Annotated in this window: 13 protein-coding genes; 1 reads left to right on the forward strand and 12 read right to left on the reverse strand. The window is 68.7% G+C overall.

The features are described from left to right. The first annotated feature begins 71 nt into the window (after window positions 1–71). Window positions 72–2021, forward strand: coding sequence for an acetyl-CoA hydrolase/transferase C-terminal domain-containing protein (locus V9K91_RS00900; RefSeq protein ID WP_336442549.1), 1950 nt, complete (start codon window positions 72–74; stop codon window positions 2019–2021). 72 nt (window positions 2022–2093) lie between these two features. On the opposite strand, the gene tkt is transcribed toward V9K91_RS00900, so the two are convergent. The 12 genes from tkt to V9K91_RS00960 all read right to left on the reverse strand — a co-directional run bounded on the left by tkt (window position 2094) and on the right by V9K91_RS00960 (window position 15976). Further along, window positions 2094–4103, reverse strand: coding sequence for a transketolase (gene tkt / locus V9K91_RS00905; protein WP_336442550.1), 2010 nt, complete (start codon window positions 4101–4103; stop codon window positions 2094–2096). A gap of 156 nt (window positions 4104–4259) precedes the next feature. After that, window positions 4260–4679, reverse strand: coding sequence for a hypothetical protein (locus V9K91_RS00910; protein ID WP_254622131.1), 420 nt, complete (start codon window positions 4677–4679; stop codon window positions 4260–4262). 83 nt (window positions 4680–4762) lie between these two features. After that, window positions 4763–6088 carry a dicarboxylate/amino acid:cation symporter gene (locus V9K91_RS00915; RefSeq protein ID WP_095363603.1) on the reverse strand — a complete coding sequence of 442 codons (1326 nt, stop codon included), beginning with the start codon at window positions 6086–6088 and terminating at the stop codon, window positions 4763–4765. 67 nt (window positions 6089–6155) lie between these two features. Further along, entirely contained in the window at window positions 6156–7847 is a 1692-nt protein-coding gene (locus tag V9K91_RS00920) for a BatD family protein (RefSeq protein WP_336442551.1), read from the reverse strand. Beyond that, window positions 7844–9565, reverse strand: a complete 1722-nt coding sequence (locus V9K91_RS00925; RefSeq protein ID WP_095363601.1) for a tetratricopeptide repeat protein — start codon at window positions 9563–9565, stop codon at window positions 7844–7846. The genes V9K91_RS00920 and V9K91_RS00925 overlap by 4 nt, the downstream gene beginning before the upstream one ends. After that, on the reverse strand, window positions 9562–10566 hold the full coding sequence (locus V9K91_RS00930; RefSeq protein ID WP_336442552.1) for a VWA domain-containing protein: 1005 nt from the start codon (window positions 10564–10566) through the stop codon (window positions 9562–9564). Before V9K91_RS00930 ends, V9K91_RS00925 begins: the two co-directional genes overlap by 4 nt. After that, on the reverse strand, window positions 10563–11024 hold the full coding sequence (locus V9K91_RS00935; RefSeq protein WP_095363599.1) for a DUF4381 domain-containing protein: 462 nt from the start codon (window positions 11022–11024) through the stop codon (window positions 10563–10565). Before V9K91_RS00935 ends, V9K91_RS00930 begins: the two co-directional genes overlap by 4 nt. Beyond that, window positions 11021–11947, reverse strand: a complete 927-nt coding sequence (locus V9K91_RS00940) for a DUF58 domain-containing protein (RefSeq protein WP_336442553.1) — start codon at window positions 11945–11947, stop codon at window positions 11021–11023. The genes V9K91_RS00935 and V9K91_RS00940 overlap by 4 nt, the downstream gene beginning before the upstream one ends. Before the next feature lie 7 nt (window positions 11948–11954). Beyond that, entirely contained in the window at window positions 11955–12968 is a 1014-nt protein-coding gene (locus tag V9K91_RS00945) for a MoxR family ATPase (protein ID WP_210131425.1), read from the reverse strand. A gap of 110 nt (window positions 12969–13078) precedes the next feature. After that, window positions 13079–13348 carry a YkgJ family cysteine cluster protein gene (locus tag V9K91_RS00950; protein WP_068853868.1) on the reverse strand — a complete coding sequence of 90 codons (270 nt, stop codon included), beginning with the start codon at window positions 13346–13348 and terminating at the stop codon, window positions 13079–13081. Window positions 13349–13475: 127 nt separating this feature from the next. Further along, complete coding sequence (locus V9K91_RS00955; protein ID WP_068853869.1) at window positions 13476–15458, reverse strand: type IV pilus secretin PilQ family protein; 1983 nt, start codon at window positions 15456–15458, stop codon at window positions 13476–13478. Between the two features lie 20 nt (window positions 15459–15478). Further along, the gene (locus V9K91_RS00960) at window positions 15479–15976 is read right to left on the reverse strand and encodes a pilus assembly protein PilP (protein ID WP_237334367.1); all 498 of its coding nucleotides are present in this window, start codon (window positions 15974–15976) and stop codon (window positions 15479–15481) included. Between the last annotated feature and the right edge of the window lie 5 nt (window positions 15977–15981).

Here is a 15981-nt window from a genome sequence, read left to right on the forward strand (position 1 = left end):
AAGCCCCTGCGTCGCGGTCCGTTCAAGCCGGAAGTGCTGTAATGCTTTTCAAGACTTTGCAGGAACGCCGAATGACCGAGCATCTCACCGACCTGGACGCTGCCACCGATTGGCTGTTGCAGCGTGTTGACGGGCCGCTGCGCATCGGCGCACCGCTGGCACTGGGCAAGCCGCACCGGCTGCTCAACGCGCTGTACGCGCGGATCGAGAACGACCCGTCGCGCCCGCTGCAGATCTATACCGCGCTTTCGTTGAACCCGCCCAAGGCCGGCGGCGGGCTGGAGGCGCGCTTCATGGCACCGTTCGCGGCGCGCCATTTCGGCGAGGATTTCCCGCGCCTGGCCTACGCCGATGCGATGGTGCGCGACCGCCTGCCCGACCACGTGCAGGTGGAGGAGTTCTACATGCAGTCCGGCGCGCTGCTCGGCTCATCGCAGGCCCAGCGCGGCTACACCAGCCTCAACTACACCCATGCCGCCGATGCGGTGGCGCAGCGCGCGCCGCACGCGATCGTGCAGAAAGTGGCGATGCGGCCCGACGACCGGCGCCTGTCGCTGTCGTGCAACAACGACATCACCCAGGACACCATCGACGCCATGCTCGCGCGCGGCCTGCCGCGCCCGCTGCTGATTGCCGAGATCGATCCGCAGCTGCCCTACCTGGGCGGCTCGGCCACGGTGGATGTGTCCTTCTTCGACCTGGTGATCACGCCGCCGGCGCCGTATCCGGCGCTGTTCGGTCTGCCGCGCCAGCCGGTCAGCGATGCGGACTACGCCATCGGGCTGTATGCCAGCGCACTGGTCCGCGATGGTGGCACGCTGCAGATCGGCATCGGCACGCTGGCCGATGCGATCAGCCACGCGCTGGTGCTGCGCCACACCGACAACGCCCGCTACCGGCAGATCCTGCACGCGCTGGACCCGACGTTGGCCAGCCACCCGACGGTGCTCGAATGCGGCGGCCTGGAGCCGTTCGAGGTGGGTCTGTACGGCTGCAGTGAGATGCTCAACGAAGGCTTCCGCCGGCTGGTGCAGACTGGCGTGATTCGACGCAAGGTGCACGATGACCTGGCGCTGATGGAGCGGATTGAAAGCGGCAGCACGCTGACCATCGACCACGCCACGCTGGAAGCGGAAGGCGAATACCTGCATGGCGCGTTCTACCTGGGCTCGCCGGAGTTCTACCAGTGGCTGCGCGACCTGCCGGAAGCGGAATCCCGCGCGATCGGCATGCGCCGGATCAGCGAGATCAACCAGCTGTATGGCGGCAACGAAGCGCTGGAACGGCTGCAGCGCAGACATGCGCGTTTCTTCAACTCCTGCATGATGGCCACCGCGCTGGGTGCGGCGGTGTCCGATGCGCTGGAAGACGGGCGCGTGGTCTCCGGCGTGGGCGGCCAGTACAACTTCGTGGCGATGGCGCACGCGCTGCCCGAAGCACGCAGCGCCCTGATGTTCCGCGCGATCCGCGAGGACAAGGGCACGCTGCAGTCGAACGTGCGCTGGAACTACGGGCACACCACGATTCCGCGCCACCTGCGCGATATCTACATCAACGAATATGGCATCGCCGACCTGCGCAACCTCACCGACGAGGACTGTGTGACCGGCATGGCGGCGATCACCGATGCGGATTTCCAGGCCAACCTGCTGCAGACGGCGAAGGCCTCGAAGAAGCTGGCGAATGATTTTGTCGCGCCGGAGCATTGGGCACGACGCAATACGGCCGCCGCGGTGAGTGCATCGCTGGCGCCGTTCCGGCAGTCCGGCGCCCTGCCCGATTACCCGCTGGGCAGCGATTTCACCGAAGTGGAGCAGCACCTGGTGAAGGCGCTGGGCTGGCTGAAGCAGAACACGCAGACGCGGGGCACGAAGCTGCGCACGGTGCTGGCCGCGTTTACCCAGCCAGCCGGCGATGGCGACGTGGTGTACCTGCAGCGGATGGGATTGGATGCGCCGAAGACGTTCGGCGAGCAAGTTGAAGCGCGTCTGGTGCGGTTGGGCTTGGCGCGCACCGCGTAACGCAACGCGGACAAATGAAAACGGCGCTTCCGTTCCGGGAAGCGCCGTCTGGACTACGTCGGTTGCTTGCCCTTACCCGGCCAGCTGCGCCTTCGCAGCAGCCACCACCGCATCGGTGGTGATGCCGAAGTGCTTGTACAGCGCTTCAGCCGGGGCCGATGCGCCGAAGGTGTCGATACCGATCACCGCACCGTCCAGGCCCACGTACTGGCGCCAGAAACCGGTGACGCCGGCTTCGACCGCCACGCGGTTGCGCACCGCGTTGGGCAGCACCGATTCACGGTAGGCCGCATCCTGGCGCTCGAACACATCGGTGGACGGCATCGAGACCACGCGGGTCTTGATCCCGGCGGCGTCGAGCTCGGCCTTGGCGGCCACGGCCAGGCCCACTTCCGAACCGGTACCGATCAGGATCACGTCGGGTACGCCGCCTTCGGCATCGGCCAGCACGTAACCGCCCCGGGCGATCTGTGCCACCTGGTCGGTGCTGCGCGGCTGGTGCGGCAGGTTCTGGCGGCTGAACACCAGGCAGCTCGGGCCGTCCTGGCGGGTGATTGCCGCCTTCCAGCTGACCGCCGATTCGACCGCATCGCACGGGCGCCACACATCGTTGTTCGGGATGTAGCGCAGCGAGGCCAGGTGCTCCACCGGCTGGTGGGTCGGGCCGTCTTCGCCGAGACCAATCGAGTCGTGGGTGTACACGTGGATGGCATGGGCCGGGATCAGCGCGCTCATGCGCACGCCGTTGCGGGCGTAGTCGCTGAACACCAGGAAGGTGGCATCGAACGGAATGAAGCCGCCATGCAGGGCCAGGCCATTTGCAATGGCGGTCATGCCGAACTCGCGCACGCCGTAGTACACGTAGTTGGCATTTGGGTCGTCAGTGGCGACCGACTTGCTGGCCTTCCACAGGGTCAGGTTGGAGTGCGCCAGATCAGCCGAACCACCCACCAGCTCCGGCAGCAGCGGCGCGAAGGCTTCAATGGCCAGCTGCGAGGCCTTGCGCGAGGCGATGGTCTGGCCTTCGGCCTGGACCTGGGCGATGTAGGCATCGGCCTTGGCGACGAAATCGGCCGGCAGCTCGCCCTGCGAACGACGGGTCAGTTCTTCGGCTTCGGCCGGGAACTGCGCGGCGTACTTGTCGAACTGCTGGTCCCACTCGGCCTGGCGCAGGGTCCCGGTACCACCGGCACGCCAGCCGGCGTAGATCTCTTCGGGGATCTCGAACGGGCCGTAGTTCCAGCCCAGCTGCTTGCGGGTGGCTTCCAGCTCATCCTTGCCCAGCGGTGCGCCGTGGCTGGATTCCTTGCCGGCCTTGCCCGGCGAACCAAAACCAATGGTGGTGCGGCAGCAGATCAGGGTCGGCTTTTCGTCCTGCGCCAGCGCGCTGTCGATGGCGGCCTTGATGCTTTCCGGGTCGTGGCCATCGACGCCGCGCACCACGTTCCAGCCATAGGCTTCGAAACGCTCGGGGGTGTTGTCGGTGAACCAGCCGGCGGTGTTGCCGTCGATGGAGATGTGGTTGTCGTCCCAGAAGCAGACCAGCTTGCCCAGGCCCCAGGTGCCGGCCAGCGAGGCCGCTTCGTGGGAAATGCCTTCCATCAGGCAGCCGTCGCCCAGGAACACCCAGGTGCGGTGGTCGACGATCTCGTGCTCGGGGCGGTTATAGCGCTGGGCCAGCAGCTTTTCGGCCAGCGCGAAACCGACCGCGTTGGCCAGGCCCTGGCCGAGCGGACCGGTGGTGGTTTCCACCCCGGGGGTTTCATGGTGTTCGGGGTGGCCGGCGGTCTTGCTGCCGAGCTGGCGGAACTGCTTGAGCTGTTCGATCGGCAGGTCGTAGCCGCTCAGGTGCAGCAGCGCGTACTGCAGCATCGAGCCGTGGCCGTTGGAGAGCACGAAGCGGTCGCGGTTGAACCACTTCGGATTGTTCGGGTTGTGACGGAGATAGTCGTTCCAGAGGACTTCCGCGATATCTGCCATGCCCATCGGCATGCCGGGATGCCCGGACTTGGCGGTTTCGACCGCATCAGCGGCAAGGAAGCGGATGGCGTTGGCCAACTGGCGGCGGGTGGGCTGCGTCATGGTTCTGTCGGGGTCGGGAGGCTCCCGCTGGCTGCGGGCCACTCATTGTCCCACAGTCCACCGGGCGGGTCAGGCTGCCCGTGTGTGTGAAGACGGCTGCGGTACACCAACGAAAACGCCCCGCTGGGCGGGGCGTTTCAGCCTGGACGTCGTGGATCAGGCCTCGCCGGTGGCCGAATTGATCACCGCACAGGTCGATTCACGCTGGAACTTCTCACCGGTAGCGTAGCCACCCGGGGTCAGCTTGGTGACCATGACCTTGGAGGACGTCGCTCCCTGCGGGGTGATCACCACGTTCCACGGTAGGGTGACCTGGCCGTTGGAGCCGCTGGCGTTCTGCTCGAACATCAGCAGCCCTGCTTCCTTGTCTTCCGACTTCAGGGTCAAGCCCGAGCTCACGCCTTCCACCTTGATGCGCTTGTACGCCACGTCCGCAGACACCGGAACAACATCCCAGTTGGTGAACTTGCGGCCCGCGAAATAACTGCCTTCCTGCTTGTAGTTCGGGCATTCCGACTTCGCGCTGGCATCGAACGCCAGCAGGCCGAGCACGGCCACCACCAGATACTTCTTCATGAATGTGATTCTCCTTTCCCCGCACGACGCCGACCCGGCGCCTTCCATGCGCCGGGCCAGTATCCATGGCATCAACCTCGCATTCAATCGCGCGGCGCGACAGGCCCGGGAATGTGACTTTCATCACTTTCGCCCTTGGCTACCAGGGTGGTCAGGGCCAGATCGCCGGTGACGTTGAGCGCGGTGCGGCACATGTCCAGGAAGTGGTTCACGCCCAAGATCAGGCCGATGCCCATCGGGTCGACGCCGACCATGGCGCAGATCATCGCCACCACCGGCAGCGAGCCGGACGGCACGCCGGCGGTGCCGATGCCACCCAGGATGCAGACCACCATCACCATCAGCTGCTGGGTGATGCTCAGGTCCACGCCGAAGAACTGCGCCAGGAAGATCACCGTCACGCCCTCGAACAGCGCGGTGCCGTTCTGGTTGGCGGTGGCGCCCACGGTCAGCACGAAGCGCGATACCTTCTGCGGCAGCCCCATCTGGTCGGCCACGCGCAGCGCGGTCGGCAGGGTGGCATTGCTGGAGGCGGTGGAGAACGCCATCACCGTGGCCTCCTGGGTATCGCGGAAGAACGCCAGCGGCGAACGCCCCGACAGCCACACCGCCGCACCGTAGGTCACCACCATGTGCAGTGCCAGCGCCAGCACCACCACGCCCACGTAGGCGCCCAGGCGGATCAGCAGGTCGAAGCCGAAGATCGCGGCCAGGTTGAACATGAAGCAGGCCACCGCGTATGGCGCCAGGCGGATGACCAGGTTGATCAGGGTCATCGAGACTTCGAACACGCCTTCGATGACCTTGCGCAGCGGCGCGGTCTTCTCATCTGGCGACAGCACCATGCCGATGCCGAACATCAGAGCGAAGAACATCAGCGACAGGATCGCGCCGTTGCTGGAGGCGGCGGCCAGCACGTTGCTGGGCACGATCGACAGCAGCATGTCCATGCCCTTGGGCTGTTCGCCGATGTTGGCCACGATCTCGCGGCTGCGCTCGACGTTCTCGTGCAGCAGCTGCTGGGCCATGGCCGGGTCCACGCCCACGCCCGGCTTGAGCACGTTCACCAGCACCAGGCCCAGGCCAACCGCGATGCCCGACAGCAGCACGGTGTAGGCCAGGGTCTTCCAGCCGATCCGGCCGAGCGAGCGGATGTCGCCCATTTCCGACACGCCCATGACCAGCGCCGAGAAGATCAGCGGCACGATCAGCATGAAGATCAGGTTGAGGAACAGGCCCGACAGCGGCGTGGTCAGGTAGGTCATCACCGCGCGGGCGGCATCGGGCAGCCAGGGAATGCCCGGCCCGACGGCGTGCACGATCAGCCCCAGCAGCAGGCCAAGCCCGAAGCCAATGCCCATTTTCCAATGCAATGGCAGCTTCTGCCGGGTCGTTGCGGCCTCAGTCATGGAGCGGTGTTCCTTGAAAATTAGAGAAAGAGCTTAGCAAAGCCGGCCAACCCGGCCCGGGGGCCGCTCAGCGTCCCGAAGGATAGAGCGGCGCCAGCCCAGTATTTTCTGCGGCCTGCGGCGGCTGCCAGTGCGGTCCGTCATGGAAGGCGCGGCGCAGCGCCTGTCGCGCCTGGGTTGCATCGCCCCCGTCGCGGCTCCAGCGCGCGGCCTGCATGTCGCTCAGGGCCTGCCGTTGGGCCGGGTCGGCCAGCCGCGCCAGCACGGCATCCAGGCCGTGTACGCCGCCCATTCTGCCCAGCAGTGCGACGATCTCGTCCAGCCCTTCGTGGTCCAGGGCGCGGCGCAGCTCGCCGCGCGACGGGACCTGTGCGGAGGCAGCCGGCCCCACCGCCGCGTGGGATGCGCCGGGCGCTGCCACGCGCCGGCGCCGCCACGCCCACGCCCACGCCAGGGTCAGCAGCCACAGCGCCGCAAAGCCGGCCGCTGCCGCGATCCAGCCCCAGGGGCGGCTGGCCGCGGCCGCCACGGTGACGGCGTCGGACGGCGTGGCGGGGGTACCGGGCAAGGCCGAGGTGGTATCCAGCGCGGTCGGCGGCGGCGCCGTCCCCGGGGCGCCGGCGGCCACGGCCAGGCTGAGGTCGGGCAGCGTGGCGGTGCGCGCCTGGCGGCCACGCACATCCCACCAGGCCATGCGCGGGCCGGGAATCACCAGGGTGCCAGGCTGGCGTGGCACCACCGAATAACGGCGGGTCAGGGTCAGGCGCGGGGTGCTGCCGTTGAAGGTTTCGTCGTACTGCGGCGGCTCGGCGAACACCTGCGCGCCTGGGCCGGCATCCAGCGGCGGCAGCTCGGGGAACTGCGCGCGGGTGGCGCCGTCGGCCACCGCCTCCACCACCACCGTGACCGCCTCGCCGGCGCGGGCGCGGGTGGGCGCGGCGGTGTAGCGCAGGCGCAGGTCGTGCAGTGGCAACCACGGCTGCGGTGCGGCGTCGGGTTGTGCCTGCACCTGCAGGGTGCGGTCGGGCGCGTTGGCGCGCAGCCGGCCATCGCCGCCGAACAGGTCATCGAAGAAGCCGCCAGCGCTGCGGCCGTTGAAACGCGCGCCGGGCAGCACCAGCGGCCCGCTGCGCTCGGGAATGAGCAGGTAGCGGCGCTCGACCAGGTTGTAGCGCCGCCCGTTGATCTCGCGGACCAGGCTGCGATCCTCGCCGACGCGCTGCATCGAGGCGCCTTCGGGCGCATCCACGCCCAGTTCGCCCGACAGCAGTTGCGAAGCGTAGTACAGGCGCACCACCACGCCCACGCTCTGCTGCACGTAGGGGCTGGCGTCATCGACCTCCATTTCGACAAAGGCAGTGGCGTTGCCGGGCACGGCGGGCGTGGCGGCGGCACTGGCAGCCACGGTCAACTGCAATGGCGCGGTCCGCGCCGCGCCCACCTGGAGCGCGGGAATGGTCAGCACGCCACTGCGCCGGGGGCTGAGCGCTACGCCGTACAACGAGCGCGACTGCATCGCACCCTGGCTCCACTGCACCTGGCGGCTGCTGGTCTGGCCGCTGAGCTCGAAATCGGCCTGCAACGGCGCGTAATCCGGTGCGCCGGCATCGGTCTCGATATTGAGCGTGACCGTGTCGGTGTCGCTGATCGCATCGCGATCCAGCCACGCGCGGGGCTGGGCCTGGGCCAGGCTGCTCATGCCCAGCAGCAGCCAGGCGCAGGCGCGCCACCAACGTTGCGTGGGGGATGCTGCGCTCATTGTCCGTCCCGTTTCCTGCGTTCGCTTTCCAGTTGGAATTTCTGCCGCAGCAGGTTGCCCGGTTCATCGGGCACCCGCCGCATCCACGCTTCGACCGCCTGGCGCTGCTCGCGCTGCTGCGGCGTCTCGTTCGCCTCGCGGCGCTGCGCCGGGGTCTTGCCAGCGTCGGCCTGTTGCTTTTCCAACGCCTGGCGCATGCGCTCGCGCTGGGCCGCATCGGCCCGTGCCTGTTCGGCCGGATCGGGCTTGCCCGCCTGCGGGTCCTGCGGCGGCGTGCCCTGCCCCGGCTGGGGCTGGCCCTGCTCGCCTTTCGGGGCGGGGTCCTGTTTCTGTTGCTGTTGTTGCTGCTGGGACTGCTGCGACTGATTCTGCTTCTGCTGTTGCTGCTGCGGTTGCTGCCCGGCACCCGGTGGCGGCTTGCGCTTGCGGGCGGCGTCCACGGCGGCACGGTTGGCCACCGCATCGGGCATGCCCGGGCGTTGTGCCAGCGCCTGGTCGTAGGCGGCAATCGCCGCGTCGTACTGCCCCTGCCGGGCCAGCGCGTTGCCGAGGTTGTAGCGGGCCTCGGCGTCGTTCACGCCCTCGAACTGCTGCTGTGCTGCCTGGAAATCGCCGCGCCGGTAAGCGTCCACCCCCTCGGCCACGCGCTGCTGGTCGCGCTGGTCGGCGCGCTGCCACCAGTTGCGTTCGGCGGCCTGCGCGGGCGCGGGCATGGCCAGCGGCAGCATCACGCACACCAGGGCCACGGCCACCACGCCACGGCGACGGAAGGCCCACAGCGAGAGCAGCATCAGCGGAGGCAGCAGCCAGAAGCCTTCATCGCGCCAGGCCAGGCCTTCGCCTTCGCGGCGTTGCTGCTCGCCTGCGCTGGCGCGCGGGGTCAGCACGCCCAGCGCCTTCAGATCACCTTCGTCGTCAGCCACCGGCGCGTAGCGACCACCGCCGGCATCGGCCACCGCGCGCAGCGTGTCCGGCTCCAGCTGCGCGCGCGCGATCTGGCCATCGCCGCTGCGGTAGGCCGCACCGGCCGCAGTGCCGAGTCCGAGTACCGAGACGTGGATGTTCTGCGCCTTGGCGGCAGCGGCGGCAGCACGTGCGGCGTCATCGGCACGGTCGGTCAGCAGCAGGATATCGCCGCCCTTGGCGCCGGACTGCTGCAGCAACAGCACCGCCGCTTCAATCGCACGGTCGGCGCGTTGGCCGTCGCGTGGCATCACGTCCGGGGCCAGCGCATCCAGGTACAGCGCCACGTTGGCGGCGTCGCCGGTCAACGGGGCAACGGTGAAGGCATCGTCGGCGTAGGCCAGCAACGCCACTTCCCCGCCGCTGCGCTCGCGCAGCAGCGTGGCCAGCTTGGCCCGCGCCTGCAGCAGGCGCGACGGCGGCAGGTCGGTGGCGGTGGTGCGCGATGAAAGGTCCAGCGCCACCACCAGCGGCGCCGGTGCCTGCCACAGCGGCTGCGGCAGTTGTCGCCAACCCGGTCCGGCCAGGGCCACCACGGCCAGTGTCCAGCCCAGCAACAGCAGCGCCAGCCCGCTCCAGGCGCGGCGCCCGCCGGCCACCAGCAGGTGCGGCAGCAGGTGCGCATCCACGTTCTGCCGCCAGACGCTGCTGCGCCGGCGGCGCCAGGTCCAGAGCAGCGCGATCAGCGGCAGTGCGGCCAGCGCCCAGAGCAGTTCCGGGCGCGCCAGATGCACGTGGTTCAAGAGGGTATTCATGCCCAGCGCCTCGGCAGCAGCCAGCCCAGCCCACCCAGCAGCATGGCCAGCGCCAGCGGCCACGCATAACGTTCGATATAGGGACGCACCGCCGCGCCTGCGGCGGTGATCGGCTCCAGCCGGTCCAGCTCGGCATAGATGCCGGCCAGTTCGTCGGTGTTGCGCGCGCGGAACGCACGGCCGCCGGTCAGTTCGGCGATGCGGCGCAGCGTGGCCTCGTCCACCGGGTCGTCGCCGGCGGCAATCTGCACGCCGAACAGGCTCATGCCACCGTCGCCGCCGAAGGCCACCGGATACACGCGCACGCCTTCGGCCTTGGCCAGTTCGGCCGCGCGCAACGGCTGCAGCACGCCGGCGTTGCTGACGCCGTCGGTCAGCAGGATCAGCACGCGTTGGCCTTCGGGCTGTTCGCGCAGGCGCTTGACCGCCAGTGCGATGGCATCGCCGATGGCAGTGTCGCGGCCGGCCAGGCCGACTTCGCTGTCCGTGAGCTGGTTGCGCACGGTGGTGAGGTCGGCGGTGATCGGGGTCAAGGTGTAGGCACGTTCGCCGAAGATGAGCAGCCCTACCCGGTCGCCGGCACGGCGGTCGAGGAAATCGGCCAGCACTGCTTTTGCCGCAGACAATCGCTGCACGACCTGGTTGCCCAGCATCATGTCCGGTTCGCTCATGCTGCCTGACACGTCCACGGCAAGCATCATCTGCCGGCCCTGCTGCGGCGGGGTGACCGGTTCGCCGAGTTGCTGCGGCCGGGCCATGGCCACGCATAGGCAGGCCCAAGCCAGCCACAGCAGCAGCCGCCCGATCCGCCAACCGGCCGCGCCACTGGACTGGCCGAGTTCGGCCAGCGCACCGGCGGCATACGGCACGCGCAGCGCGGGAGCCGCTGCGTTGCGGCGCGGCCACCAGCGCATCAGCCACGGCAGTGGCAGTGCCAACAACGCCCACGGCCAGGCCAGCGCATCCAGCCACGGCAGCACGGAAGACAGGGCCGGGTTCATCGGCCGCGCCTGCTGATCAGTTCAAGGAAGCGTGCGCGCGCGAGATCGCGCACGCGCTGCACGTCGGCAGCGTCGAGGCTGCGACGGTAGCCCCCGTCCAGCAGCAGGCGTCCATCGCCGTCGGAGAAGGCGCGGCTGCCGGGGGCATCGAGGAATTCCAGCCAGGCCTGGCCCTGCAGCAGTTCCGCGCCCGGTTGGCGGCGGCGCGCGGCGCGGCGCAACAGTTCGGCCATCGCGGCTACCTGGGCACTGCCGTCCTGCGCCGCATTGACCGCCGTGTCGAACACCCGCAACCAGCGCCGCTGCTGGCGCCGTCGATGTGCGCGCCACGCCCAGGCCAACAGCACGACCAGCGCCAGCGCCGCCAGCACCAGCCACCAGCCCAAGGGCAGCGGCCACCAGGACGGGATGGGCGGCAGGTGCACATCGCGCAGCGGCAGCGAGGTGGCCGCGCTCATGCGACCACCGCCGACGGCTGCGGACCGAGCCAGCAATCGCTGGCATCGTCGGTACTGACCACGTGCACTTGGATGCGGCGGGCGCCGAGGCTGCGCTGCAGCGCTTCCAGCGGTTCGACGAAGCGGGCGTGCCAGTGGTCGCGCACGGCACGATCGTGCAGGTCAAGCACCACCTGCCGGCCCTGCGACAGGAACGGCAGCACGCCATCCGGCGGCGCCAGCTCCAGCGGATCGGCCAGCAGCATCAGCTGCACTTCATGGTGCATGGCCAGCGCGGTCCAGCGCGGAACGTCGATGGCCGCTGCGCGGGCCGGATCGGCCAGCACCACCACGCGCGCGCCGGGGCGCAGCACGCGCGCGGCCTGCTGCAGTGCGTGGTCGAGGCCGGCGTCGTCGGGCGGCGGCGCGGCGTACCAGCGCGTCAACGCGTCCAGCACGCGGAGCACGCCCCGCGTACCGCCGGCCGGTGGGATCGGTGCTTCGCTGCGGCTGCCGCGCAGTGCGGACAGGCGGTCGCCCTGACGTTGTGCCAGCCACGCGGCGACGGCACCGACCCGCGCGGCCTGCACCGACTTGAAGCGCACCCGGGTGCCGAAATACAGCACCGGGTCGGTGTCGGCCACCAGCAGTGTCTGGCGTTCGCGTTCGGCCTGGAACAGCTTGGTATGCGCGCGACCGGTGCGCGCGGTCACCCGCCAGTCGATGTGCCGCGCGTCATCGCCGGCGACGTACTCGCGCGACTCTGCGTACTCCATGCCACGCCCACGCATCGGCGACGGCGCTTGGCCAGCATGCGCCAGCCGCCCGCGTCGCGCCGGTGCCAGCCGGTGCGCGCTGCGACGCAATGCGACCAGTTCGGCCAGGGTCGGCTGCACGCCGTTGCCCGCCAGCGCATCGGCAGCAGTGTCATCCAGGGCGGTCATGCGAATCTCAAGGCACCGGAATGCGGGCCAGCAGCTCGGCCACCAGCCGCTCGCCATCCCAGCCTTCGGCGGTGGCTTCATAGCTGGGCAGCACGCGGTGGCGCAGCACGTCAGGAGCAACGCTGCGCACGTCCTCGGGGGTCACGAAGTCGCGGCCGGCCAGCCAGGCGCGAGCGCGCGCGCAGCGCTCCAGCGCGATCGAACCGCGCGGGCTGGCGCCCCAGGCGATGCGCTTTGCCAGTGCCGGGTCATAGCGACCCGGGTCGCGGGTGGCCAGCACCAGTTCAATCAGGTAACGCTCCAAGGCGGGTGCCATGTGCAGCGACAGCACCGCGCGACGGGCGGCGAACACGTCGTCCAGCGGCATGCGCGCCGGGGCCGCCGGCGCGGTGCCGAGCGCATCACGCGCGCGCTCACGGGCCAGGCGCAGGATCTCGGCTTCGGCGTTGGAATCGGGATAGCCGATCCGCACATGCATCAGGAACCGGTCCAGCTGGGCTTCGGGCAACGGGAAGGTGCCCTCCTGCTCGATCGGGTTCTGGGTGGCCATCACCAGGAACAACGCCGGCAGCGCATAGGTATGCCGGCCCACGGTGACCTGGCGCTCGCCCATGGCCTCCAGCAGCGCCGACTGCACCTTGGCCGGGGCCCGGTTGATCTCGTCGGCCAGCAGGATGGGGTGGAAGATCGGGCCGGGCACGAATTCGAAGCGGCCTTCCTGCGTCCGCCAGATCTCGGTGCCGGTCAGGTCGGCGGGCAGCAAGTCCGGGGTGAACTGCACCCGCGAGAAGTCGGCCTCCAGGCGCGCAGCCAGTGCGCGGATGGCGGTGGTCTTGGCCAGCCCGGGGGCGCCTTCCACCAGCAGGTGGCCATCGGCCAGCAGTGCGGTCAGCAGGCGCTCGACCAGCGCGTCCTGGCCGACGATCTCGGCCGCGAGCGAGTCGCGCAATGCACGGAAGCCGGCATGCAGGCGGTCGTGTTCGGGGGTGTCAACGAAGGGCGTGGGGTCGATTGCGGGCATGGGGGGTGGCAGGTTCATGGCGTCCATCTGACCCACGCAACAGGCGTAAGGTTCCGCGCACATGATGGCAGGGCTGGCCGCGCAGCGGGATCAAGATTGCCTGAACGCGGCTACGCCCGTCCTGCACCGTCGAAGATGGCGCTGCAATAGGGGCCGGCCATTTCAAAGCGCCTGCAGACCATGGGCCGTTCGGCATAGATGCCGCAGGACATGGATTCCCGGTCGAGCGCCACGCACCAGCCGTCCGCGCTTTTGGCCATGGCCAGCACGCCATCGGCAATCTCGGTGGTCAGGTTCGAGGGGACGCACTCCGACGGCGCCAGCACGGCAGTAAGCCGGCAGCATTGCGCGGTGCAACCGGAGCAGTGTGCCTGGGCCATGGGGCAGGATAGCGCGGCGGCCTTGCCCTGCCCTGAACCACTCCCTATGGACGAACAGCCAAAAAAAGATCCGGCGCCCTCGCGGGCACCGGATCCTTGCTTACCAACCGTGTGCTGGATCAGCGGCTCAGTTGGTCTTGGCCACGCGCAGCACCTTCGGGGTGACGAAGACCAGCAGTTCGGCCTTGTCCTTGTTACGGCTGCGCTTCTTGAACAGGTTGCCCAGGAAGGGCACGTCGCCCAGGAACGGCACCTTGTTGACGCTGTTGCGGTCGGTGAACTCGTACACGCCGCCGATCACCACGGTCTGGCCATCATCGACCAGCACGGCGGTGTTGACTTCGCGGCGGTTGATCGAGGGAACCTGGCCGTAGCCTTCCAGCACGATGTAGCTTTCGACTTCATCCTTCTTGACCGCCATGTTCAGGAACACGCGGTTGTCGTTGGTGATGGTCGGGGTGACCTTCAGTTCGAGCAGCACTTCCTTGAACTGCACGTTGGGCGTGGCCGCCTGCCCGGCAGTGCCGCCGGTGATGGTGACATAACCGATTTCCTTACCCTGCTTGATCACCGCTTCGCGCTGGTTGGTGGTGACCACGCGCGGGTTCGAGATCACTTCACCGCGCGATTCCTGCTGCATCGCCGACAGCTCCACGTCCAGCAGGTAGCCAGCGTTGAGGATCGACAGTGCCAGCGAACCCGGGTTGCTGGCCGCGGCCACCGGCAGGTTCCAGTTCAGGCCACCGGTGTTGATGGTGCGGGGCGGACGCACCGGGATCGGACCGGTACCGCCGCCGGCAGCCCACTCGTTGAGCGCTTCCTGGTACTCGGTCGCGTTCTCGCCGTCGCTGGTGACGTTTTCGTGGTTGGTGCTGGTGTTGCCACTGAAGTACACGTTGTCGCGGCTGCCGGTGATGCCGAACTTGGCACCCAGTTCACGCGCGAAGGTGTCGGTGGCGATCACGATGCGGCTCTCGATCAGCACCTGGTCGACCGGGCGGTCGATCACGTTGATCAGCTCGCGCATGCGCGCGACCTTCTTCGGGATGTCGCTGATCATCAGCGTGTTGGTGCGCTCGTCGGCCACCAGGCGGCCACGCGAGGACAGGAACCCGCTGTCTTCCTGCGAGCTGCCGCCGGAACCGCCACCGCTGCCACCACCACCACCGCTGCCGCCGATACCCTTGGCCTCGGTCAGCGCTTTGAAGATCTGCGCGGCGTTGTGGTAGTTGATCTGGACGTAATCGGTGATCAGGTCCTGGCGGTTCTCGATCGCAATGCGGGCGTCTTCCTTCTCCTGCTCGAACTTGGCCAGCTCCGGCTGCGGGGCCACCCACACCACGCCACCGTCACGACGCTTGTCCAGGCCCTTGGCCCGCAGCACGATGTCCAGTGCCTGGTCCCACGGCACGTTGACCAGGCGCAGGGTGACGTTGCCTTCGACGGTGTCGGAGGCCACGATGTTCAGGTTCGACTCCTCGGCGATCAACTGCAGCACGGTGCGCACCGGCACGTCCTGGAAGTTGAAGGTCACCGGCTTGCCGCTGTAGCCACGCTGCGCGACCGCGGTGGCCGCCTGGGTCACCGTGGTGGCGTTGATCGCACCGGTGGCCGGGGCGCTCTTGCGGGCGCTGATCTCGACCACGTACTCGTTGCCGGTCTGGTAGGCCAGCGACTCGAAGGCCGTGTTGGTGTCCAGCACCAGCTGGGTGCCACCGCCATACGGCTTGGGATCGATGCGCTGCACCGGCGTGGCGAAGTCGACCACATTGATCGACTTCTGCAGGTTCGCCGGCAGGGTCGCGTTGCCCACGTCGATCACGACGCTGTTGCCCTGGCTGCGCAGGTCCGGGTTGGCGCCCTTTCCATCGAACTGCAGGATCAGCCGGCCGCTGCCGTCTTCACCGCGCTTGAAATCGATCTTGGACACCGCCAGCGAGGCCGGTGCGGCGGCCGGCGCGGGGCCGACCCCCTGGGTCGTGGCTGCAGCGGCCGGCGTGGCCGCCATCAGGGTGCCATTGGCCACCATGAGCGCGACTCCCAGCGCGCACAGGTGGATCAGCTTCGGGCGCCGGTCGGGACGCTGCAGCATGGCGTTGGAAAAGGTCATCGTGCTATCCCCATAATCATTCATTGATCTTCAAGCGCAAGCGATGCAGGCCGTTCCAGCCAGCCGCCCGCGCCATCCGGCACCAGTTCAATCAGTTCGATCCGGTCTTCGAAGACCCCGGTCACGCGGCCGTCGCTCTGCCCCATGTAGACGGCCGGACGCACCCGATAGGTGACCTTGTCCGGCGCCATCACCAGCGCGACCAGTGCGCTGCCCTTGCCGATCGAACCGACCATGTCCAGGGAGTCCAGCGGGAAGGCTTCCAGCGGCTCCTTGCGGCGGTTCGGATCCGGGCGCAGGCCCGAGCCGCCGGCCTGGGGGTTGGCCCAGGCGTCGGTGAACGGATCACGCATCCCCTGCGCGGAGTACTCGAAGGTCTCGAACTGCTGCATGACAGGCAGCGGTTCGAGCGGCGGTGCCGGGCGGGCGCGCACGTCGGCGACCCACTTTTCCAGGTTGGGCGCGTCACCGGGCGTGCTGGAGATGCTGCGTGCGCAGCCCGCCAACAGGACCAGCATCAGCA

The organism is Stenotrophomonas sp. CCNWLW57 (genome assembly GCF_037203925.1).
In the GTDB taxonomy this organism is placed as follows: Bacteria; Pseudomonadota; Gammaproteobacteria; order Xanthomonadales; family Xanthomonadaceae; genus Stenotrophomonas; species Stenotrophomonas rhizophila_A.

What these genes read in the sequence shown, in the direction of transcription:
- V9K91_RS00950 (WP_068853868.1), bottom strand. Translation starts at nt 13,348, where the DNA reads ATGGCCCAGGCACACTGCTCCGGTTGCACCGCGCAATGCTGCCGGCTT.
- V9K91_RS00940 (WP_336442553.1), bottom strand. Translation starts at nt 11,947, where the DNA reads ATGACCGCCCTGGATGACACTGCTGCCGATGCGCTGGCGGGCAACGGC.
- V9K91_RS00955 (WP_068853869.1), bottom strand. Translation starts at nt 15,458, where the DNA reads ATGACCTTTTCCAACGCCATGCTGCAGCGTCCCGACCGGCGCCCGAAG.
- V9K91_RS00930 (WP_336442552.1), bottom strand. Translation starts at nt 10,566, where the DNA reads ATGAACCCGGCCCTGTCTTCCGTGCTGCCGTGGCTGGATGCGCTGGCC.
- V9K91_RS00935 (WP_095363599.1), bottom strand. Translation starts at nt 11,024, where the DNA reads ATGAGCGCGGCCACCTCGCTGCCGCTGCGCGATGTGCACCTGCCGCCC.
- V9K91_RS00910 (WP_254622131.1), bottom strand. Translation starts at nt 4,679, where the DNA reads ATGAAGAAGTATCTGGTGGTGGCCGTGCTCGGCCTGCTGGCGTTCGAT.
- V9K91_RS00925 (WP_095363601.1), bottom strand. Translation starts at nt 9,565, where the DNA reads ATGAATACCCTCTTGAACCACGTGCATCTGGCGCGCCCGGAACTGCTC.
- V9K91_RS00900 (WP_336442549.1), top strand. Translation starts at nt 72, where the DNA reads ATGACCGAGCATCTCACCGACCTGGACGCTGCCACCGATTGGCTGTTG.
- V9K91_RS00920 (WP_336442551.1), bottom strand. Translation starts at nt 7,847, where the DNA reads ATGAGCGCAGCATCCCCCACGCAACGTTGGTGGCGCGCCTGCGCCTGG.
- V9K91_RS00960 (WP_237334367.1), bottom strand. Translation starts at nt 15,976, where the DNA reads ATGCTGGTCCTGTTGGCGGGCTGCGCACGCAGCATCTCCAGCACGCCC.
- V9K91_RS00915 (WP_095363603.1), bottom strand. Translation starts at nt 6,088, where the DNA reads ATGACTGAGGCCGCAACGACCCGGCAGAAGCTGCCATTGCATTGGAAA.
- V9K91_RS00945 (WP_210131425.1), bottom strand. Translation starts at nt 12,968, where the DNA reads ATGCCCGCAATCGACCCCACGCCCTTCGTTGACACCCCCGAACACGAC.
- tkt (WP_336442550.1), bottom strand. Translation starts at nt 4,103, where the DNA reads ATGACGCAGCCCACCCGCCGCCAGTTGGCCAACGCCATCCGCTTCCTT.